This is a genomic window from Streptomyces sp. NPDC052910 (genome assembly GCF_055585605.1).
The window spans coordinates 342,771-363,119 of the sequence record NZ_JBVJJR010000003.1 but is presented as its reverse complement, the minus strand read 5'-3'; the positions used below and the strand labels follow the sequence as shown (position 1 = coordinate 363,119).

The window sequence follows — 20,349 nt, the reverse complement described above, 5'->3', positions numbered from 1 at the left end:
CCACGGCAGGAGCCCCGTCCAGCGCATGGACGGGGCTCTTCGCCGTCCCGGGACCTGGTTAGGCTGGGCACGTGCCCTGCGAGGACGGGGCCCCGTACCGACCACCAGGAGCGTGGACCATGAACGTTGCGACCCCGACAGGCGGCGACGGCACGGTGTCCCGGTCCTGGCCCGGCATCCTTGAGGCCCTGCTCGGCGGACGGGACCTGGGCGCGGACGACACCGCCTGGGCCATGGACCGCATCATGCGCGGCGCCGCCACCGACGCCCAGATCGCCGGCTTCGCCGTGGCCCTGCGCGCCAAGGGCGAGACCGTCGCCGAGATCTCCGGCCTGGTCCGGGCCATGTACGCGCACGCCAACCTCATCGAGGTGCCCGGCCCCAGCGTGGACATCGTGGGCACCGGCGGCGACGGCGCCAAGACGGTGAACATCTCCACGATGTCGTCGATCGTCGTCGCGGGGACCGGCGTCAAGGTCGTCAAGCACGGCAACCGGGCCGCGTCCTCCGCCAGCGGCGCCTCGGACGTCCTGGAGAAACTGGGCGTCAACCTCGACCTCTCCCCGGAGCGGGTCGTCGAGGTGGCCCACGAGGCCGGCATCACCTTCTGCTTCGCCGTGAAGTTCCACCCCGCGCTGCGGCACGTCGCCGCCGCCCGCCGCGAACTGGGCGTCCGGACGACGTTCAACGTCCTCGGCCCGCTGACGAATCCGGCCCGCGTCCGCGCCCAGGCCACCGGCGTCGCCGACGCGCGGATGGCACCGATCCTGGCCGGCGTCCTCGCCGAACGGGGATCGTCGGCGCTGGTGTTCCGCGGTGACGACGGGCTGGACGAGCTGACGACCACGGCGACGTCGCGGGTGTGGGTCGTACGGGACGGTGTGGTGCGGGAGGAGCACTTCGATCCCCGGGAGGTCGGGATCGAGCTGGTGCCGGTCGAAGCGCTGCGGGGCGCCGACGCGTCGTACAACGCGGACGTGGCGCGGCGGGTGCTGGCCGGTGAGACCGGGCCGGTGCGGGATGCGGTTTTGCTGAACTCGGCGGCGGCGTTGGCGGCGCTGGAGCCGTCCGACGAGCCGCTCGTCGCGCGGATCGCGGCGGGGATGGCGCGGGCGGCCGAGTCGATCGACTCGGGGGCGGCTCGGGCGGCGTTGGAGCGGTGGGTGCGGGTGAGCAACGGGGGGTGAGGGTGCCCCGGTCCCTCCCTTTCGCCGTTTCCTGGGGCTGCGCCCCAGACCCCCTTGTCGCGGCTTCGCCGCTCGTCCTCAATCGCCGGACGGGCTGGATAGTGCCGCCCTGGGCGCGCACTTCAGCCCGTCCGGCGATTGAGGACAACCGCGCGGAGCGCGGTTTCGGGGGTCCGGGGGCGCAGCCCCTGCAAGAAACGGTGAAAGGGAGGGACCGGGGCACCCCCACGGCGTGAGCCGTCCGCATCGCGGACCCCGCTTTTCCCGCCCCGACCCCCTATGCCATACTCCCCACCAGGTCACGAGTGACAGCGACACAGGCCCCGGCCCGCTGTCCGGCAACCCTCCGTCCGTGGCGGGGTGCCCCGGGTGATGACCGGGCCGCAGGCAGTGAGGTCTGCGGCAAGCGCGGATCCCTCGCCAGGGATCCTGGTCGTCGAGGGAGTTCCTTCCGTGATCAAGCGAATGCGCTAGGGCCGAGAGCCCCTTCTCCGCGCCCGCACATTCCTCTTCTCCTGCGCCGCCGTGCTGCCGTGCAGTGATCTCGCCTGCCTTCCACGGGAGTTCGTCATGTCCTCCGCCGTTTCCGCCGCCGTTCCCGCCACCGCCGCCCGGCCCGTCGCCTCCTCGCCCTCGCTGCCGCTGCCCGTCCTCGGCCGGGACGTCCGCGTCCCCGTCGCCGGCGGCGGCGACGTCACCTACGCCGCCCTCGACTACGCGGCGAGCGCGCCCGCCCTCCAGCGGGTGTGGGACGACGTGGCCGCCTACGCGCCGTACTACGGCAGCGTGCACCGGGGCGCGGGGTACCTCTCGCGGCTCTCCACCGAACTGTTCGAGAACAGCCGGGCGACGGTCGGCGCGTTCCTCGGCTGCCGCGCCGACGACCAGGTGGTCTTCACCCGCTCGACCACCGACTCGCTCAACCTCCTCGCCGCGGCCCTGCCCGCCGGCACCCGCGTCTTCGTCTTCGAGACCGAGCACCACGCCGCCCTGCTGCCCTGGACGCGCCGCGCGGAGACCGGCGAGACGCCCCTGACCTGGCTGGAGGCGCCGCGCAGCGCCGGGCAGGCCGTCGAGACGCTGGAACGGGCGCTGGCCGCCCGGGAACCGTACGGGCCCGCGCTGGTCTGCGTGACGGGCGCGTCCAACGTGACGGGGGAGGTGTGGCCCGTCCGGGAACTCGCCGCCGCGGCCCACGCCCACGGCGCCCGCGTCGTCCTCGACGCGGCCCAGCTCGCGCCGCACCGCGCGGTCGACATCCGCGAACTGGACGTCGACTGGGTCGCCTTCTCCGGCCACAAGCTCTACGCGCCGTTCGGCGCGGGGGTGTTGGCCGGACGCGCGGACTGGCTGCGGTCCGCCGCGCCGTACCTCGCCGGCGGCGGCGCCACGCGCAGCGTGCGCCGGGGCGCGGCCGGCGCGCCGCCGGAGGTGGAGTGGCACGACGGCGTCGCCCGCCACGAGGCGGGAACCCCCAACGTCATCGGCGCCCACGCGGTCGCGTCCGCCTGCCGCGCCCTGACGGAGGCCGGGTTCGAGCGGCTCGCCGCCCGGGAGGAGGCGCTGCTCACGCGGCTCCGGAGCGGGCTCGCGGCGGTGCCGGGCGTTCGCGTCCTCTCCCTTTTCGGGGACGACGCGCCGCGGGTGGGGGTGGTGTCGTTCGTCGTGGAGGGGTGGGACAGTTCCGCGCTGGCGGGGGCGCTTTCCGCCGAATACGGGATCGGGGTGCGGGACGGGTTGTTCTGCGCTCATCCGCTGGTGCGGGTGCTTCTCGGGGAGCGCTCGGGGTCGGCGGTCCGGGTGAGTTTCGGTGTCGGGACGCCTGATGAGCACATCGAGCGGTTTGTGCGGGCAGTGGGGGAGTTGGCGCGGCAGTAGCCGCTTGGGGGTCGCGGCCCCTCCGGACGGGCTGACTTCAGCCCGTCCGGCGCTTGAGGACGAGCGGCGAAGCCGCGGCAGGGGGGGGTCTGGGGGCTCGCCCCCAGGAATCGGCGAAGGGGTGGGACCGGGGCACAGCCCGCCGCAGGCGTCCCGCGCGGAGCGTCTAGCTGTCGAGCCCGATCGCGAACGCCGCCTCCAGATCGTGCTGCGAATACGTACGGAACGCGATGTGCGTCTCGGTCGACGCCACCCCGGGCACCTTGCTGATCCGCCCCGGGATGACCTCCGCGAGATCGTCGTGCCGTGCCACCCGCACCATCGCGATGAGGTCGTACGCCCCGGTCACGGAGAACACCTCGCTCACCCCCTCCAGCGCGGCGATCTGCTCGGCGATCTCGGGGATCCGGTCCACGTCCGTCTTGATGAGCACGATCGAGGTGATCACGTCGTTCTGTCTCCTTCGGTGGACCCGGCCGCGTCGTTCACGGGGGATTTCACTCTAACCGGCCGTTCCCGGCACACCCATGCGAAGCCGAAGCCGAGGGCGAAGCCCACGACGTGGGCCAGGTAGGCGACGCCGGGGCGGTCGTCGGGGGCGCCGACGCCGGGCCACTGGAGGGCGAACCAGAAGAGGAGGACGGCCCAGGCGGGGAAGCGCAGCGGGAGGAAGAAGAGGAAGGGGAAGAGGCTGGTCACCCGGGCCCGCGGGAAGAGATGGAGGAAGGCTCCGAGGATTCCGGAGATCGCTCCGGAGGCTCCGACGAGCGACTGGGCGGAGTGGGCGTGCGCGGCCGCGTAGCCGAGCAGGGCGAGGGAGCCGGTGACGAGGTAGCAGAGGGCGAAGGAGAGGCGGCCCATGCGTTCCTCGGTCATCGCCCCGAAGACGTGGAGGAAGAGCATGTTGCCGAGCAGGTGCAGCCAGTTGCCGTGGACGAAGAGGGCGGTGAACGGGGTGGTGAGGGAGCTGGGCAGCCCGTGCCAGAGTTCGTCGGGCACCACGCCCCAGCGGGCGAAGTAGGACGTCTGGGCGGCGACCAGGTCGGGCCCCGTGCCGTACGAGGGATCGAGGCCGGACGCCGGACCGAGGAGGAAGACCACGCAGCAGGCGGCCAGGATGGTGCGGGTGACCCAGGGGGTGCGGGGCCGGTCCCGCCGCACTGCCTTTACGATCATGGGCAGATCATGGCGTACCGGGGCAAGCGGTACGGAGAGCCTCGCCGGTCGCTCCGGCTCGTGCCGGTCCCAACCCGTCGCGGGTCGGGCAGGCCGTAGGGTTACGACGAACGCCCCGCACCCCGTATGCCATGAACAGGACGGACGGCACCCATGGACGTTCCCGGGCCGACCGCCACCACCCGGTGGCGCCGCACCCCGTGCGGGCACCCCGCACGCCCCGGCGCGCCCCGCGCGGCCGCCGTGGCGGGACGGGGCACGGGAGGGGGGCCGGCCGGTGGGACGATCGGGTCGGTGCGTCGTGGCGGGAGTGACGCGGTGGACGGGATCGGACCGGTGGACCGTCCGGGGACGAGCTGAGGAACGGAGCGGACACGCGTGGTGGAGCACACGGACGACGAGGAGACGGCCGGTGACGACGGCCGGGCCGACGGCGTCGGCGAGGTGCTCGACCGCCCGTTGCCCGAGGGCATCCGGCGGCGCGTCATCGGACTCGTCGCCGAGGCGTTCGGCGGGCTGACGGTCGCCGAACTCCCCGCTCAGTTGCGCCAGTACGCCCGCTTCACCCCCGCCCGCCGCGCCAAGTTCGCCGGCAACGCCATGGCCGCGGCCGTCGAGACCGACACCGCGTTCCGGCAGCGGGTCTCGGCCCGGCTCCGGGAGACCGGCTCCGAGCTGGCCCGCGCCCTGGAGGCCGGTTCGCCGCCCGCCGCCGCGGACCCCGAGGACGTCGCGGCCATGGCCTTCGTGCTGCGCCCGCCCGGCTGGGTGAAGCTGGTCACCGCCGCCGGCGAGGAGGCCCAGCGGGCCAGCGCCGAGCGGGCCGGCGAAGAGGCCCAGCGCGAACTGCGGCAGCTCCGCGAGGAGCTCGCCCGGGTGCGCGGCGAGGCCCGCGCGGAGGCCGACCGGGCCCGCGCCGAGCTGGAGACCGTACGCAAGGAAGGCGAGGGACTGCACCGCAAGCTGCGGAGCGCCCTCAACGACGTGCGGCGCGGCGAGGCGGCCCTCCGCAAGGCCCACGCCGAGCTGGAGACCCTGCGGTCGGAGGCCGCCGCCGAACTGGCCGCCGCCCTGGGCGAGACCCGGCGCGTCAAGGCGCGGCTCGCGGAGGCCGAGGCCGCCCTGGAGGCGAGCCGCCGGGCGGTCCGCGAGGGCCGCAGCGTCGAGGACATGCGGCTGCGGCTGCTGCTCGACACCGTCCTGGACGCCGCCCAGGGGCTGCGCCGCGAACTCGCCCTGCCCCCCACCTCCGTCCACCCGGCCGATTTGGTCGACGCGGTGGAGCCGGGCCGGATGACCCCCAAGGACATCGCGGCCCGCGCCCTGTCGGAGACCGACCCCGCGCTGCTCGACCAACTCCTCGCCCTGCCGCAGGCGCACCTCGTGGTGGACGGCTACAACGTCACCAAGTCCGGCTATCCCACGATGCCGTTGGACAAGCAGCGGCTGCGGCTGCTGGGCGGCCTCTCCATGCTCGCCGCGCAGACCGGCGCCGAGATGACCTGCGTCTTCGACGGCGCCGAGCTGGCCGCCCCCGTGCTCCTCGCGCCGCCGCGCGGGGTGCGCGTGCTCTTCAGCAAGCCCGGGGTGACGGCGGACGAGCTCATCCGCCAGCTCGTCCGGGCGGAGCCGCCCGGGCGGCCCGTGGTCGTGGTCTCCACCGACCGGGAGGTGGCCGACGGGGTCGCCAAGGCGGGGGCGCGGCCGGTGGCGTCGGCGCTGCTCTTGCGCCGGCTGGCGCGGACTTGAGCCCCTGACCCTCCCTTTCACCGTTTCCCGGGGGCTGCGCCCCCGGACCCTCCCTTGTCGCGGCTTCGCCGCTCGTCAACGGCGTGAGCGCCGAGCGACGATTTCCCCCAGGGGATTTGAACCGATCATATGAGGGTCACTAAGGTCTGGCCTCGAACCTTCGCGCGGTGATCATCCCATCAGGTTGTCGTGAAGTACCCCGTCGTGCCCGCGCGCCCAGCGCGCGGTCGCGGCGGCCGAGGAGAAAAGGAGCTCGACTCCGTGGCGTCCCACCGTCGTCCCAAACAGCCGAGCCGTACTCGGGTGACCGTCCTCACCGCGACCGCCGCCGCAGCCGTCGCCCTCTCCGCCCAGGCGGCCTCCGCCGACCCCGGCGCCAAGCCGACGCGGAGCGAGGCCAAGGAGAAGGTCGACCGGCTCTACGAGCAGGCGGAGCAGGCCACCGAGAAGTACAACGGGGCGAAGCAGAAGCAGGAGAAGCTGGAGAAGGAGGCCGGCGCGCTCCAGGACCGCGTCGCGCGCGGCCAGGAGGAGCTCAACAAGCTCCGCGACGGCCTCGGCGCGGTGGCCACCGCCCAGTACCGCACCGGCTCGGTGGACCCGTCCCTGCAACTGATGCTCTCCTCCGACCCGGACAGCTACCTGGAGCGGGCCTCCACGCTCCACCAGGTGAGCGCCAAGCAGGCGGAGACGCTCCGCCAGATCGCCACCAAGCAGCGCGCCCTGAAGCAGCAGCGGGAGGAGGCCGCGGGCAAGCTCGCCGACCTGGAGTCCACCCGGAAGGCGCTCGGCGAGCGCAAGTCCGAGGTGCAGGGCAAGCTCGCCGAGGCGCAGGACGTCCTCAACTCCCTCACGGAGAAGGAGCGCGCGGCCATCGCCGCCGCCGAGAAGGAGGAGGCCGCCGAGGCCGCCGCCAAGGCGGACGCGGCCAAGGGCGACTCCGGAACCGGCGGGTCCAAGGGCGGCTCGCAGGACGACGGTTCGGGGCAGACGGGCAGCAGCGGCAAGGCGGTCCCGGGCTCCGGCCGGGCGGGCGCCGCGCTCGCCGCCGCGCAGTCGAAGATAGGGTCCCCGTACGTCTGGGGCGCGACCGGCCCGAGCTCCTTCGACTGCTCCGGGCTGACCTCCTGGGCCTACGCCCAGGCCGGGGTCACGCTGCCCCGCACCTCCCAGGCGCAGGCCGGCGCCGGCGCCCGTATCTCCGACCCGAGCCAGTTGCAGCCCGGCGACCTGGTCATCTTCTACGGCGACCAGCACCACGTCGGCCTCTACGCCGGCAACGGCCAGGTGCTGCACGCGCCGCGCACCGGCACGTTCGTCCGCTACGAGGCGATGAGCAACATGCCGTTCCAGTTCGGGGTGCGCGTGGGCTGACGGGACCGGGACCGGAGGCGGGGCGGCGGGAGCCGCCCGGAGGCCGGTCGCCTCTCCCGTCTCCCCGCCGGTTCCGTACCTAGGCCGAGCGGCCCCGCCAATCCACCCGTTCGGGTGGTGTCGCACCGCCCGCGGAAGACTCGACGCCCCGCCCATGACCTGCGTCTCGGGCGGGGCGTCCGGCCTTTCCGCCGGGGCACGCCCGAGATGCACCCTCCGTAGCGGTTGTTGAGCGGAGAGTGAACGAGTCGCTACTGTCGGCCGCCGCGGTGCCCCCGCCGTCGTCCGCCCGTCCGGGCGGCAGGGGGCGGACAGGGGACCGCGCAGCGAAGGGAGTACGGCAGCACGTGGCGTCCCACCGTCGACCCGCGCCCTCCGGGCTCGCCCGGACCGCACGGATCACCGTCCTGTCCGCCGCCGTGGCCACCGCCGCGGCCGGTCTCTCGTCGTCGCCCGCCGACGCCCGTCCGGGAGGCCCCGCCGGGGACGCCACCGCGACCGGCGCGGTGAGGGAGCGGCTGGACCGGCTCTACCGGCAGGCCGAGCGGGCCACCGAGCAGTACAACGCCGCCGGCGAACGGGCCGGCGCCCTGCGGCGGAAGGTGGAGCTGACCGCCGACCGGGTCGCCCGCGGCCAGGAGACGGTCAACCGGATGCGCAACGCCCTCGGCACGGTCGCCGCCGCCCAGTACCGGGCCGGAGCCGTGGACCCCGCCCTCCACCTGCTGCTCTCCGCCGACCCCGACCGCTACCTCGACCGGGCCTCCGCCCTCGAACGCGTCACCGGCCGGCAGGCCGAGCAGCTCCACGCCCTGCTCGCCGCCCAGCGCGCGCTCGGCCAGGAACGCCTGGAGGCCGTCCGCGCCCTCGCCGAACTGGAGGACAGCCGCCGGGCCGTCGCCCGCCACAAACACGAGGTCGAGGGCAGGCTCGCCGCCGCCCGCCGGCTCCTCAACACGCTGCCGGACGGCGAACGGGCCCGCTACGCCCGCGCCTCGCGCTCCGCGCGCGGCCCCCGGGCCGGCTTCCTGTCCCCGGTGCCCCCGCCGGACCCGTCGTCCGCCGCCGACTCCGCGCTCTCCGACGCCGGTTCCTCACGAGGGGCCGCCGCCGCGCGGGCCGCCCGCTCGGCCGTCGGCTCGCCCTACGCGTGGGGCGCCAGCGGCCCGTTCGCCTTCGACTGCTCGGGGCTGACGCAGTGGGCCTACGCCCGGGCGGGCGTCGGCCTGCCCCGCACCTCGCAGGCCCAGCGGAACGCGGGCCGGCACGTACCCCTGTCCGAGGCCCGCCCGGGCGACCTCGTCATCTACCGCGACGACGCCAGCCACGTGGGCATGTACGTGGGCAACGGCCAGGTGGTGCACGCGCCGTACCCGGGGGCGCGGGTCCGCTACGACCGGGCCGACATGATGCCGATCTCGTCGATCACGCGGCCGTGAGGGCCGGTCGCGGGGCGGCGGCGGTGCGGGCCGGGTGTGCACCGGTCCGCACGCGTCCGCCGCGCCCCCGCCCCCGTTGACCGGCCGCCCGGCTCGTACGATGCGGGCCATGGACGGCCCCACGAGACGACCGGGCGGCGGGCACCGGGCGGCACTGCGCTTCCTGGCCGTCGTGCTCATCGCCCTGCCGGCCCTCGCCAACTGCGGCACCGGGCCCGTCGGCGGGGCCGCCGTCCGCGACACCGACGCCGTCAGGCGGCTGCTCGACACCTGGGCGGCGGCGCTGCGCGACCGCGACGAGCACGCCTACCTCGCCGCCGTCGACCCGTCCGAGCCGGCCTACCGTGACCGCCGCCGCCGGGTCTTCACCAACCTCGCCGACGTACCGCTCGCCTCCTGGGAGTACGGCGCCGTCCGCACCGGCGGCTTCACGCCCGCCCCCGGCGACGGCCACCGGGTCGCCACCCAGGCCGAACTCCGCTACCGGCTGGCCGGTTACGACACCGCCCCGATCACCGTCCCGGTCCGGCTGACGGCCGTCCGGCGCGCCGGACGCTGGTACGTGGCGGGCGACGACACCGCCTCCGGCGACCGCCAGCTCTGGGAACAGGGCCGGGTCACCGCCGTCCGCGGCCGGCACAGCCTCGTCCTCGGCGCCGGCCAGGACACGGCGGCGCTGCGCGCCCTGTCCGGCCTGGCCGACGCGGCGGTGCCCGACGTGGCCGCCGCCTGGCCGGAGGACGGCCGGCCCGGGCGGCTCGTCGTCGAGATGCCCGCCTCGCTGGAGCGCATGGGCGGCCTGCTCGGCGCGCCGCCCTCCGACTACCGGGGCATCGCCGCGGTGACCACCGCCGCCGGCGAGAAGGAGGGCCCCGGATCCGCCCCCGCCGGCCGGATCGTCGTCAACCCCGAGGCGTACACGGCCCTCAGCCCCTTCGGCCGCCGCGCCGTCCTCACCCACGAGGCCACCCACGTCGCCACCCGCGCCCGCACCACCGACACCACCCCCATGTGGCTCTCCGAGGGCTTCGCCGACTGGGTCGCCTACCGCACCACCGGCCGCGCCCCCACCGCCATCGCCCCCGAACTGGCCCGCACGGTCACCGCCGGCCACCCCCCGGACCGCCTCCCCACCGACGCCGACTTCCGCTTCACCGGCGGCGCCGGCCGCCTCGCCCGCGCCTACGAGGGCGCCTGGCTCGCCTGCCGCATGCTCGCCGAGCGCTGGGGCGAACGGAAACTCGTCGCCTTCTACCGCGCGGCGGGTACGAGCCCATGGGACAAGGCGGCCCGGGACGTCCTCGGGGTGGGCGAACGGCAACTCACGGAGCGCTGGCGGGAGTACGTGGGGAAGGTGCTGCGCTGAGGCGGTGCGAGGGGCCCTCCTTCGGCTGCTCACCGGCTCCTCTCCGGCTGCTCACCGGCTCCTCACCGGGGGCTTGCTGCGCCCCGAGTGTCGCTCCGGGCACATCCGCCCCCCCGGAACCGTCGATTTCCTCCGCATTCCGCCCGTTACGCGGTCGTTCGCGCTCCCAGGAAGGCGGCGCACACCCTTGAGCCCTCACCCGCCGTGGTGCGAAGATCGGCCGCCGAACGTCACGCACCACCGCTCATCGGACGCTCTCGGCAGCCCGCCCGCCGCGGAACCGCTCCCCGCGACGACGCCACCGCGGCCCGCCGAGTCGCCCGCAACCCACCGACGGGGGAAGCACGTTGACGCCACAGTACGACCGCATCGCCGCCCGGTACGAGGAGATCGACCGTCTCCTGCACGCCTATCGCGAGACCGTGGAGATCCCCTCGCTCCTCCGGGCCCTCGGCCCGGTGGACGGCACCTCGATCCTCGACCTGGGCTGCGGCACGGGCCCGTTCACCCGGCTGTTGCGCCGTGAGGGCGCGGCCGACGTGCTCGGCGTGGACATCTCCGCCCCGATGGTCGAACTCGCGCATCGCGAGGAACGGGACGAGCCGCTCGGCGTGCGGTACGAGGTGCGGGACATCGTCGACCTGCCCGCCCTGGGCGCCTTCGACATCGTCACCGCGGCCGCCGTCCTGCACTACGCCGACTCCTTCGACACCCTCGTCCGCATGTGCCGCGGCGCCTACGCCAACCTCGCCCCGCGGGGGCGCCTGCTCGCCGTCGTCGGCAACCCCCGCCTGGAACCCGGCGTCACCCAGCCCAACGGCTTCGTCCTGCACCGCCCCGACGACGCGCGCGACGGCGACCCGTGCACCATCTCCCTCCCCACCACCCCGCCCTCCACCCTCGCGGTCCACTTCTGGACCTGCGCGGCGTACGAGAAGGCCCTCACCGACTGCGGCTTCACCGACATCACCTGGGAGCCCGTCCAGGGCCTCCCGCCCGCGACGGAACCCGTCAACCTGATCGTCACCGCCCGCCGCCCGGCGACGGACGCTCGCGGCGAAGGGCAAGCGCAGCAGCGGCCGCCGACGGGGTGAGCGGACCGGCGAGGCCGGGACGCGGCGGCCCGGCGAGCCGTACGGGCACGCGCCCGACGGCCGCCGTCCCCCGCTCCGGCCGCGGAACTCCGGTGAGGACGTGCCGCCGTCGGGGGCCCGCCGGGGGTGAGGCGAAGTCGGGGGTGGGGCCGGGGCGGGTGCAGCCGGTGACGCCGGAGGGGCGGGAGCGGGCGGGGGTCCGGAGCGTGGCGGGGAGGGGCGTGTGAGTGCGCGGTCGTTTCCGCCGCCCATGGGGGACCCGCCGCCGATGCCGCCGCTGCCGCACGGGAGCGGGCCGTTGACGAACCCCGCGCCGCACGAGTGCGGGACGTGCCGGTGGTACGCCGCCGCCGAGACCGCGGCGCGGCGGCGCGGGGACGGGGAGGCGGCGGGGGCGTACCGCCGGAGGCGGGCCGGGCACCGGGCTCGGTACCCGCATCGGGTCGGGTGAGGGTCAGGACTCCTCGTGGTGGGCGTCCGGCTCGGCGATCTCGTCCGACCAGTCCGTGCCCAGGGCCGCGGCGAGGCGGTGCAGTGCCGCCTCGGTGCGGCCGAAGAGGGCGAGTTCCGTGTCGCCGTGCCCCGTGTTGTGGCGGGCGATGACGTCCGGGCCGCCCAGGAGCTCCGTGTGGGCGCCCAGTTCGCGCCAGGGCAGCAGGCCCATCGGGCGGAGCACCTCGCGGAGACGGGCCATGGACTCGGGGGACAGGTCCGGGTCCTCCACCACCCAGCCGTAGTGGTCGGGGAGGCGGACCGCCGCCAGGGCGAGGAAGAACTCCGAGACCGAGTGGCTCTGGAGGACCCACTCCCGGTCCGCGACGGTCACCAGGACCGGTGGGTCGACGAGGTGGGCGCGGGCCGCCGGGTAGCCCCACTCGTTGCAGAACTGGTCCTCGGCCATCAGGACGCAGACGCGGGTGTCCTCGTCGGGGCCGGTGAAAGGGTTGTCGCGCGGCAGGCCGTCCGCGACGCCGTACCCGGTCGGGTCGGGGCGGACGGTGGGCGGCCGGACGGGGTTCGTCCAGTACAGCCGCGGGCGGTCGGCGAAGGAGTTGAACGGGAGGTCCCACCACTCGTCCAGGGCGGCGGGTATGGGGAGGCGGCGGTCGACATCGTCCGGTTCGGGCTCGGCCCCGGTCGCGTCGGGGCGGAGGCCCGTCACGTACTGCTGGTGCGCGTCCGGTTCGTCGCGCTCCCGGCGTTCGCCGCCGGTCGGCGCGTACCCCCACTCCTCCTGGAACGCGCGCAGCAGCTCCCAGCGGGCGGCGCTGCCCGCTGGTTCCGTCGCCGCCACCCGCCGGGCCGCCGCCAGGCGCTCCCCGAAACGGCCGTAATCGATCTCCATCGTCATGGTCACGGTTTACAGCAGATCCTTCAGGCGTTCCGCCAGCAGGTCCCAGCGCCAGCGCTCCTCCACCCAGGCCCGGCCGCGCGCCCCCATGCGGGCGCGCAGCTCCGGGTCGAGGAGGAGCGTCGCGACGCGGTCCGCCGTCTCGGCGGCCGACTCGCCGCGCACCACGAACCCCGTCTCGCCCTCCAGCACCGCGTCGGGAGCGCCGCCCGAGTCGCCGGCGACGACCGGCAGGCCCGTAGCCGACGCCTCCAGGTAGACGATGCCGAGCCCCTCGACGTCCAGGCCGCCGCGCCGGGTGCGGCAGGGCATGGCGAAGACGTCGCCTGCGCCGTAGTGGGCGGGGAGTTCGTCCCACTCGACCGGGCCGGTGAAGCGGACGGACGCGGCGACGCCCGTCTCCTCGGCGAGCTTGCGCAGGTCGCCGGCGTAGGGGCCGCCGCCGACGATGAGCAGGACGGCGTCCGGGACCCGGGCGAGGACGGCGGGCAGGGCGCGGATGAGGGTGTCCTGGCCCTTGCGGGGGACGAGCCGGGAGACGCACACGACCACCGGGCGGTCGGTGAGGCCGAGCCGGGCCCGGACCGCGTCGCCGCCCGAACCGGGGTGGAAGGTCTTCTCGTCCACGCCGGGCGGGAGTTGGACCATGCGGGCCGCCGCCTCGGGGGTGAGGGCGGAGGCGATACGGGAGCGCGTGTACTCACCCAGATAGGTGATCGTGTCGGCGCCCTCGCCGATCCGCCGCAGCAACCGCCGCGCGGCGGGCAGTTGGGCCCAGCCCGCCTCGTGGCCGTGGCTGGTGGCGACGATCCGCCGCGCGCCCGCCGCCCGCAGCGCCGGCGCCATCAGGCCCAGGGGGGCCGCCGCGCCGAACCAGACCGAGGAACAGCCGTGTTCCCGCAGCAGGCCGGCCGCCCGGCGGGTCACCCGGGGCGTGGGCAGCAGCATCGTCGTCCGGTCGCGCACGACGCGGAACGGCTGCTCCGCGTCGAACCGGGCGGTGGCCGCCACGCCCTCCCGGCTCCGCTTCCACGTCGATGCGTAGACGACGATCTCCGCCGGGTCCAGCCGCAGCGCCATGTTGTGCAGGAACGCCTGGATGCCGCCGGGGCGCGGCGGGAAGTCGTTGGTGACGATGAGGGTCTTGTGCATGCCGGTTCGTTCGCTTCTCCGTCCGCGCGCGCGGGGCGGCGCGGGTGTCGTGGGGCGGTGCGGTGGGCGGTGGCGTGTGCCGACAGTACCCGGTGCGTCCGGGCGGCGATCGGGCGGCAATGACGCCACGACCCCGCACGTCACCGAGGACCGGCCGCCGGAGGGGCATCATGCCTTGCAGTGACGGCACCATCACGGCGTGTGGTGCCCCGACGGGACGAGGTGGACGATGGCGGGCTCCGGTACGGGCTCCTCCGGTACGGGCTCACGACTGCGGCTCCTGCTCACGGTGGGGGCCGTGTGGTCCGCCACCCGGGCGTTCCTGCTGCTGTGCGTGTTCCGGGTGCTGGACATGCCCGGTTCGGACGTCGGCATCGACATCGAGGTGATCTACCGGCGCTGGTACGGCGTCTTCAGCTCCGGCGTCTTCCCCTACGACGACGTCACCTGGCAGTACCCGCCCGCCGCCGCCCTCGCCGTCCTCTCCCCGGGCCTGCTGCCCTTCCTCGACTACGCCCACGCCTTCTTCCTCGTCTGCTGGGTGGCCGACGCCGTCATCCTCGCCCTGCTGCTGTACGCCGTCCGGGACGGCCGCCGCAGCCCGCGCGGGGTCTGGGTCTGGGTACTCGGAGTGCCGCTGCTCGGGCCGATCGTCTACGCCCGGTACGACGTGATGGTGACCGCCGTCGCCGTCGCCGGACTACTGGCCCTGGGCCGCCGGACCCGCCTGGCGGGCGCGCTGGCCGGATTCGGCGCGCTGCTCAAGGTCTGGCCGGTGCTGCTGCTCGCCGGAGTGCCGCGCGGGGCCCGGACCCGGTCGGCGTGGAGCTCCGCCCTGGTCACGGGCGTCGTCCTGCTGATGCTGTTCGCCGCCGCGATGCCGGGCGCACTCGCCTTCCTGACGTTCCAGCGGGACCGGGGAACGGAAGTGGAGTCACTGGGAGCGATGGTCTTCCACCTGGCCCGGCACTTCGGATGGCACGGGCGGGCCCGGCTGCACTACGGGTCCGTGGAGTTCCTCGGGCGGCACGTGCACGCGGTGAGCGCGCTCGCTCTCGGGCTGAGCCTGGTGGCTTTCGCCTGGCTGCTGCTGTGGCGGATGCGGGCCCGGAGATTCGAGGACTGCACGCCGTCGGACGCGGCTTTCACCGCCGTGCTGCTGTTCACGACGACGAGCCGGGTGATCAGCCCGCAGTACGTGGTGTGGCTGATCGGGCTCGCGGCCGTCTGCGCGGCCGTTCGGACCACGCGGCAGGGGTTGCCGATCGTGCTGGTGCTGGTGGCCGCGCCGCTGACACAGTTGGAATTCCCGATTTGGTTCCAGCACGTCATCGCGAGCGACAAGTTGGGGGTCGCGACGCTCACGTTGCGGAATGCGTTGCTGGTGGTGGCGACGGTGGTCGCCTGTCGGCGGCTTTGGCGGGCCACGGTGAGTGTGCCGCCGGCGGTGGCGGGGGAGCCGGAGCCTCCGGCCGAGCGGGAGTCCGAGCTGGTCTCGGGTTGAGCTGTCCCCTGTCCCGCCCCTTCCCGTTTCTTGCGGGGGCAAGCCCCCGCACCCCCCGAAGCGCCCTCCGGGCGTTTGAGGACGAGCGGCGAAGCCGCGAAAGGGGGGCTGGGGGCGTAGCCCCCAGGAAACGGCGAAAGGGAGGGACCGGGGCACCCCCACCCCCTACCCGTGATAAATCGCCTCGATCTCGTGCGCGAAGTCCTTCGCCACCACATTCCGCTTCAGTTTCAGGGACGGCGTCACATGCCCCGACTCCTCCGTGAACTGTCCCGGCAGGATGCGGAACTTCCGCACCGACTCCGCCTTCGACACCGCCGCGTTGCCGTCGTCGACGGCTTTCTGGACGTCGGCGAGGAGTTCGGGGTCGTCGGAGAGGTCGGCGGCCGTGAGGCCGGCGGGTTTGCCGTGGCGTTCGAGCCAGCGGGGGAGGAAGTCCTCGTCGAGGGTGACGAGGGCGCCGACGAAGGGGCGGCCGTCGCCGACGACCATGCACTCGGCGATGAGGGCGTGGGCGCGGATGCGGTCCTCGATGACGGCGGGGGCGACGTTCTTGCCGCCGGCGGTGACGAGGATCTCCTTCTTGCGGCCGGTGATGCTGAGGTAGCCGTCCTCGTCGAGCATGCCGAGGTCGCCGGTGTGGAACCAGCCGTCCTCGAGGGCCTCGGCGGTGGCCTTCTCGTTGTTCCAGTAGCCGGTGAACAGGTGCTCGCCGTGCAGCATGACCTCGCCGTCGTCGGCGATGCGGATCACCGAGCCGGGGAGCGGCTGGCCGACCGTGCCGATCTTCGGGCGGTCCCAGGGGTTGAAGGCGGTGGCGGCGCAGGACTCCGTCAGGCCGTAGCCCTCCAGGACGGTGAAGCCGATGCCGCGGTAGAAGTGGCCGAGGCGCTCGCCCAGCGGGGCGCCGCCGGAGATGGCGTGGGTGGCCCGGCCGCCGAGGACCGCGCGGAGCTTGCCGTAGACGAGCCGGTCGAAGACCTTGTGCTTGAGCTTGAGGCCGAAGCCGGGGCCTGACGGGGTGTCCAGGGCGCGGCTGTAGGCGATGGCGGTGTCCGCCGCCTTGTCGAAGATCTTGCCCTTGCCTTCCGCCTGGGCCTTGGCGCGGGCGCCGTTGTAGACCTTCTCGAAGACCCGGGGGACGCCCAGGATGAGGGTCGGGCGGAAGCCCGCCAGGTCGTCGGTCAGGTTCTTGATGTCGCTGACCATGCCCAGCCGGATGGGGGCCATCAGCGCGGCCACCTCGACCAGCCGCCCGAAGACGTGCGCGGCGGGCAGGAACAGGAGGACGGAGGAGTCGCCGGTGCGGAAGAGGGGCTTGAGGCGCTCCACCGCGTTGCCGCACTCGGCGAAGAAGCTGCGGTGGGTGAGCACACAGCCCTTGGGGCGGCCGGTGGTGCCCGAGGTGTAGACGAGAGTGGCGGGGGTGTCGGCGTCGGCCAGCGCGCTGCGCTCGTCGACCTCCTCGTCCGTCAGGCCCTCGCCGGCGGCCCGCAGCGTCTCCACGGCACCGGCGGCGTCGTCGGCGCCGGCTTCGATCTTCCAGACGTGCTTGAGGTCCGGCAGCGACGCGCGGACGGACGCGACGGCGGCCTCGTGCGCGTCGGTCTCCACCAGGCAGGCGACGGCGCCGGAGTCGCCGAGGATCCACTCGATCTGCTCGGGCGAGCTCGTCTCGTAGACGGGGACGGTGACGCCGCCCGCGCTCCAGATGGCGAAGTCCAGCAGCGCCCACTCGTAGCGGGTGCGGGAGAGCAGACCGATCCGGTCGCCCGGCCGCACGCCCGAGGCCATCAGGCCCTTGGCGGCGGCGCGCACCTCGGCCAGGAACTCGACCGCGGTGACGTCCTGCCACCGGCCGTCCACCTTGCGTCCTATGACCGCGACATCTGGGTGCAGCGAGGCGTTCCGGCGGATGAGATCCGTCAGGTTTCCGTCCGCTGGGACCTCATAGAGGGCCGGAAGGCTGAACTCGCGCAAGACTGCTGCTCCTCGTCGGGCGCCGGCGCCGCCGCGTCGTCGAGGGGCGCTGCGTCGGCTGCGGTCCATGTAATTCGGGCACGGTGAAGGACGGCCCGGACGTTACCCACCAGTACTGGTTTCGAATAGAGGGTCACGCCCAGATGTTCTGTGCGTCACATGCCCCGGGACCGCCTTCCGCACCCTAGCCCCTCCCCTCGGTGACCCGGAAGTAACCGCAGGTCGCGGCCCTTCCGCCGGGCCGGACGGCGATCTAGGGTGCTGCTCATGCGAGGCTCCGGAGGCACCAGGGTTCATGTGGTCAGCGACGTGCACGGAAACGCCCGGGACCTGGCCCGCGCGGGCGACGGCGCCGATGCCCTGATCTGCCTCGGCGACCTCGTGCTCTTCCTCGACTACGCCGATCACGCGCGTGGCATCTTCCCCGACCTGTTCGGCGCCGAGAACGCCGGCCGCCTCGTCGAGCTGCGCACCGCCCGCCGCTTCGACGAGGCCCGGGCCTTCGCCCGCGGCCTCTGGGACGGCATGGACCGCGCCGCCGCCATCGAACGGGCGGTCCGCAAGCAGTACGCCGAACTCTTCGCCGCCTTCCCCACCCCCACGTACGCCACCTACGGCAACGTGGACCTTCCGGCCCTGTGGCCGGAATTCGCCCGCCCCGGCACCACCGTCCTCGACGGCGAGCGCGTCGAGATCGCGGGGCGCGTCTTCGGCTTCGTCGGAGGTGGCCTGCGGACGCCCATGCGCACCCCCTACGAGATCGACGACGAGGCGTACGCCGCCAAGGTCGAAGCGCTCGGCGAGGTCGACGTGCTCTGCTCCCACATCCCGCCCGACCTGCCCGAACTCTGCTACGACACGGTCGCCCGGCGCTTCGAGCGCGGCAGTTCCGCCCTGCTGGAGGCGATCCGCGCCACCCGCCCCCGGTACGCGCTCTTCGGCCACGTCCACCAGCCGCTGGCCCGCCGGATGCGCGTCGGCGTGACCGAATGTGTCAACGTCGGGCACTTCGCCTCCACCGGTACACCCTGGGCCATGGAGTGGTGACACGCCGGGAGAGGTAGCCTTCAGCGGCAGACAGCACTGACAGTCGGCCGGACCGGCACGGAGGAGCCACAGCGATGGCGGAACACACCAGCTCGAGCATCACGATCGAGGCGAGCCCCGCCGAGGTCATGGCGGTGATCGCCGACTTCGACCGCTACCCGGCGTGGACGGGCGAGGTGAAGCAGGCCGAGGTGCTGGAGCGGGACGACCGGGGCCGCGCCGCCAAGGTGCGCCTGGTGCTGGACGCGGGCGCGATCAAGGACGACCACACCCTCGCCTACAGTTGGCCGGACGAGCACACCGTCTCCTGGTCCCTGGTGAAGTCCGCGATGCTGCGGCAGCTCGACGGCTCGTACAGCCTGGAGCCGCTGGACGGCGGGCGCCGCACCGAGGCGACCTACAAGCTCACCGTCGACGTCAAGATCCCCATGCTCGGGATGATCAAGCGCAAGGCGGAGAAGGTCATCATCGACCGGGCCCTCGCCGGCCTCAAGCAGCGCGTCGAGACCGTCGCCGCCTCCTGAGCCCCCGCTCCCTCCCGCGCGCCGCGCCGCACACCCCGCACCTCTTCCGCTCTCCGCCGGAGGCTTTCCCTTGCGTACGGTCCTCGTCACCGGTCCCGGAGGCGCGGGCCGCACCACCGTCGCGGCCGCCACCGCGCTGGCCGCCGCCCGCGCCGGGCGGCGCGTCCTGCTGCTGACCACCGACCCCGGCCCGGCGCCGGACGCCGTCCTCGGCACGCCGCTGCCGGCCGGCGGCGGCGACGCGCGCCGGCCCTGGACGCCGCCCGTCGAGGTCGCGCCCGGACTCCGGGCCGCCCGGATCGCCACCGGCGAGCACTTCACCGCCCTCGCCGTCGACCTCCAGGAACGCGGCGGCGCCCTCTTCGACCTGCTGGGCGCCGTCCCCCTGGACGCCGAGGAGTTCACCGAGCTCCCCGGCGCCGAGCCGCTCGCCGTCCTCGCCGCGCTGCGCGCCGCGCACCGGGGCGGCGCGGCGGACGAGGCGTGGGACCTGCTCGTCGTCGACCTGCCCCCCGGGCACGACACCGTCCGCCTGCTCGCCCTGCCCGAACAGCTCCGCCGCTACCTGCGCCGGCTGCTGCCGCCCGAGCGGCAGGCCGCCCGCGCCCTGCGCCCGGTGCTCGCCCAGCTCGCCGGGGTGCCCATGCCCGCCCAGCGGCTCTACGAGCTCGCCGGGCGCTGGGACGAGGAGCTGGCCGCCGTCCAGGACGTCCTCGACGCCGAGGACACCACCGTCCACCTGGTCGCCGAACCCGGGCCGCTCACCGCCGACACCCTGCGGACCGTCCGCGCCGGCCTCGCCCTGCACGGCTGCCGGCTCGGCGCCCTCGTCGCCAACCGGCTGCTGCCCGACAGCGACGACCCGTGGCCGGCCGCCCGGGCCGAGGCGCAGCGCGCCGCGCTGAAGACCCTGCGCGCGGAGTACGCGGACGACCCCCACCCCGTACCCGTCCTCGAACTGCCGCACCTCGGCGCGGACCCGCTGGGCACCGGGCCCGGCGGCCTCGGCGGGCTGGCGGAGGCGGCCGGGCCCGGGCCCGAGCCCGTACCCCTCCTCCCCGGTCCCGCCCCGGCCCCCCTCCCGGCCGTCGAGGACCGGCTGGCCGACGACAACCTGCTCGTCTGGCGGCTGCCGCTGCCCGGCGCCGAACGCGACCGGATCGGGCTGGTCCGGCGCGGCGACGAACTCATCGTCTCCGTCGGACCCTTCCGCCGCTCGCTGCCCCTGCCGTCCGCCCTGCGCCGGTGCACGGTCTCCGGCGCCGGACTCCGCGACGGCGCCCTGTGCGTGCGCTTCACACCGGACCCGGAGCTCTGGCCCCGGGCTCGGGCGACGGGCTGAGAGACGACGGGCCGAGGGGTGACCGGCCGGAGGCATCGGGCGGGGGTGCGGGTGGCCCCCGCGGGTGTGGACGGACCGGGGTGTGCGGGTCGCCCGGCGTGGCCGGGGACGGCCCCCGGGCGTTCCCCGAGGGTGCGCACCGCCCGGCGCGTCCGGGTACCCGTACGGGTGTGCGCAGCGCCCTGA

16 protein-coding genes and 1 riboswitch are annotated in these 20,349 nt (G+C 74.6%); of the genes, 11 read left to right on the top strand and 5 right to left on the bottom strand.

All coding sequences use genetic code 11. The features are described 5' to 3' along the window. The first annotated feature begins 119 nt into the window (after positions 1–119). A complete protein-coding gene (trpD, locus tag ACZ6X9_RS12595; RefSeq protein WP_469777975.1) occupies positions 120–1,187 on the top strand; it encodes an anthranilate phosphoribosyltransferase in 1,068 nt (355 codons plus the stop codon). Between the two features lie 297 nt (positions 1,188–1,484). Next, positions 1,485–1,602, top strand: a riboswitch (SAM riboswitch). A 155-nt stretch (positions 1,603–1,757) separates the two neighbouring features. Continuing rightward, a complete protein-coding gene (locus ACZ6X9_RS12590) occupies positions 1,758–3,065 on the top strand; it encodes an aminotransferase class V-fold PLP-dependent enzyme (protein WP_469777974.1) in 1,308 nt (435 codons plus the stop codon). A 166-nt stretch (positions 3,066–3,231) separates the two neighbouring features. On the opposite strand, the gene ACZ6X9_RS12585 is transcribed toward ACZ6X9_RS12590, so the two are convergent. Both ACZ6X9_RS12585 and ACZ6X9_RS12580 read right to left on the bottom strand, forming a co-directional pair. Beyond that, positions 3,232–3,513: an Lrp/AsnC family transcriptional regulator gene (locus tag ACZ6X9_RS12585; RefSeq protein ID WP_004949419.1), complete on the bottom strand. Its 282-nt coding sequence runs from the start codon at positions 3,511–3,513 to the stop codon at positions 3,232–3,234. Beyond that, positions 3,510–4,241, bottom strand: coding sequence for a rhomboid family intramembrane serine protease (locus ACZ6X9_RS12580; RefSeq protein ID WP_469777973.1), 732 nt, complete (start codon positions 4,239–4,241; stop codon positions 3,510–3,512). Before ACZ6X9_RS12580 ends, ACZ6X9_RS12585 begins: the two co-directional genes overlap by 4 nt. Positions 4,242–4,619: 378 nt before the next feature. Between ACZ6X9_RS12580 and ACZ6X9_RS12575 the strand changes: the two genes are divergently transcribed. The 5 genes from ACZ6X9_RS12575 to ACZ6X9_RS12555 all read left to right on the top strand — a co-directional run bounded on the left by ACZ6X9_RS12575 (position 4,620) and on the right by ACZ6X9_RS12555 (position 11,263). Continuing rightward, positions 4,620–5,990: an NYN domain-containing protein gene (locus tag ACZ6X9_RS12575; RefSeq protein WP_469777972.1), complete on the top strand. Its 1,371-nt coding sequence runs from the start codon at positions 4,620–4,622 to the stop codon at positions 5,988–5,990. Positions 5,991–6,251: 261 nt separating this feature from the next. After that, on the top strand, positions 6,252–7,364 hold the full coding sequence (locus tag ACZ6X9_RS12570) for a C40 family peptidase (RefSeq protein WP_469777971.1): 1,113 nt from the start codon (positions 6,252–6,254) through the stop codon (positions 7,362–7,364). 347 nt (positions 7,365–7,711) lie between these two features. After that, positions 7,712–8,803: a C40 family peptidase gene (locus ACZ6X9_RS12565; protein ID WP_469777970.1), complete on the top strand. Its 1,092-nt coding sequence runs from the start codon at positions 7,712–7,714 to the stop codon at positions 8,801–8,803. Between the two features lie 100 nt (positions 8,804–8,903). After that, complete coding sequence (locus ACZ6X9_RS12560) at positions 8,904–10,169, top strand: hypothetical protein (RefSeq protein ID WP_469777969.1); 1,266 nt, start codon at positions 8,904–8,906, stop codon at positions 10,167–10,169. A gap of 347 nt (positions 10,170–10,516) precedes the next feature. Next, positions 10,517–11,263 (top strand): class I SAM-dependent DNA methyltransferase, encoded by a 747-nt coding sequence (locus tag ACZ6X9_RS12555; protein WP_469777968.1) that lies wholly within the window; start codon positions 10,517–10,519, stop codon positions 11,261–11,263. 454 nt (positions 11,264–11,717) lie between these two features. On the opposite strand, the gene ACZ6X9_RS12550 is transcribed toward ACZ6X9_RS12555, so the two are convergent. Continuing rightward, complete coding sequence (locus ACZ6X9_RS12550) at positions 11,718–12,614, bottom strand: hypothetical protein (protein ID WP_469777967.1); 897 nt, start codon at positions 12,612–12,614, stop codon at positions 11,718–11,720. Between the two features lie 9 nt (positions 12,615–12,623). After that, positions 12,624–13,766: a glycosyltransferase family 4 protein gene (locus tag ACZ6X9_RS12545; RefSeq protein ID WP_469777966.1), complete on the bottom strand. Its 1,143-nt coding sequence runs from the start codon at positions 13,764–13,766 to the stop codon at positions 12,624–12,626. A gap of 229 nt (positions 13,767–13,995) precedes the next feature. Between ACZ6X9_RS12545 and ACZ6X9_RS12540 the strand changes: the two genes are divergently transcribed. Then, positions 13,996–15,270 carry a glycosyltransferase 87 family protein gene (locus tag ACZ6X9_RS12540; RefSeq protein ID WP_469777965.1) on the top strand — a complete coding sequence of 425 codons (1,275 nt, stop codon included), beginning with the start codon at positions 13,996–13,998 and terminating at the stop codon, positions 15,268–15,270. A 165-nt stretch (positions 15,271–15,435) separates the two neighbouring features. Here ACZ6X9_RS12540 and ACZ6X9_RS12535 read toward each other — a convergent pair whose 3' ends face one another. Beyond that, positions 15,436–17,250 (bottom strand): AMP-dependent synthetase/ligase, encoded by a 1,815-nt coding sequence (locus ACZ6X9_RS12535; RefSeq protein ID WP_469777964.1) that lies wholly within the window; start codon positions 17,248–17,250, stop codon positions 15,436–15,438. A gap of 267 nt (positions 17,251–17,517) precedes the next feature. On the opposite strand from ACZ6X9_RS12535, the gene ACZ6X9_RS12530 reads away from it, so the two are divergent. The 3 genes from ACZ6X9_RS12530 to ACZ6X9_RS12520 all read left to right on the top strand — a co-directional run bounded on the left by ACZ6X9_RS12530 (position 17,518) and on the right by ACZ6X9_RS12520 (position 20,163). Next, positions 17,518–18,297 carry a metallophosphoesterase family protein gene (locus ACZ6X9_RS12530; protein WP_469777963.1) on the top strand — a complete coding sequence of 260 codons (780 nt, stop codon included), beginning with the start codon at positions 17,518–17,520 and terminating at the stop codon, positions 18,295–18,297. Between the two features lie 74 nt (positions 18,298–18,371). Next, positions 18,372–18,821, top strand: a complete 450-nt coding sequence (locus ACZ6X9_RS12525; protein ID WP_469777962.1) for an SRPBCC family protein — start codon at positions 18,372–18,374, stop codon at positions 18,819–18,821. Positions 18,822–18,891: 70 nt separating this feature from the next. After that, the gene (locus tag ACZ6X9_RS12520) at positions 18,892–20,163 is read left to right on the top strand and encodes an ArsA family ATPase (RefSeq protein WP_469777961.1); all 1,272 of its coding nucleotides are present in this window, start codon (positions 18,892–18,894) and stop codon (positions 20,161–20,163) included. Positions 20,164–20,349: the final 186 nt, after the last annotated feature.

What these genes read in the sequence shown, in the direction of transcription:
- ACZ6X9_RS12540 (WP_469777965.1), top strand. Translation starts at nt 13,996, where the DNA reads ATGGCGGGCTCCGGTACGGGCTCCTCCGGTACGGGCTCACGACTGCGG.
- trpD (WP_469777975.1), top strand. Translation starts at nt 120, where the DNA reads ATGAACGTTGCGACCCCGACAGGCGGCGACGGCACGGTGTCCCGGTCC.
- ACZ6X9_RS12560 (WP_469777969.1), top strand. Translation starts at nt 8,904, where the DNA reads ATGCGGGCCATGGACGGCCCCACGAGACGACCGGGCGGCGGGCACCGG.
- ACZ6X9_RS12530 (WP_469777963.1), top strand. Translation starts at nt 17,518, where the DNA reads ATGCGAGGCTCCGGAGGCACCAGGGTTCATGTGGTCAGCGACGTGCAC.
- ACZ6X9_RS12525 (WP_469777962.1), top strand. Translation starts at nt 18,372, where the DNA reads ATGGCGGAACACACCAGCTCGAGCATCACGATCGAGGCGAGCCCCGCC.
- ACZ6X9_RS12545 (WP_469777966.1), bottom strand. Translation starts at nt 13,766, where the DNA reads ATGCACAAGACCCTCATCGTCACCAACGACTTCCCGCCGCGCCCCGGC.
- ACZ6X9_RS12550 (WP_469777967.1), bottom strand. Translation starts at nt 12,614, where the DNA reads ATGACGATGGAGATCGATTACGGCCGTTTCGGGGAGCGCCTGGCGGCG.
- ACZ6X9_RS12590 (WP_469777974.1), top strand. Translation starts at nt 1,758, where the DNA reads ATGTCCTCCGCCGTTTCCGCCGCCGTTCCCGCCACCGCCGCCCGGCCC.
- ACZ6X9_RS12580 (WP_469777973.1), bottom strand. Translation starts at nt 4,241, where the DNA reads ATGATCGTAAAGGCAGTGCGGCGGGACCGGCCCCGCACCCCCTGGGTC.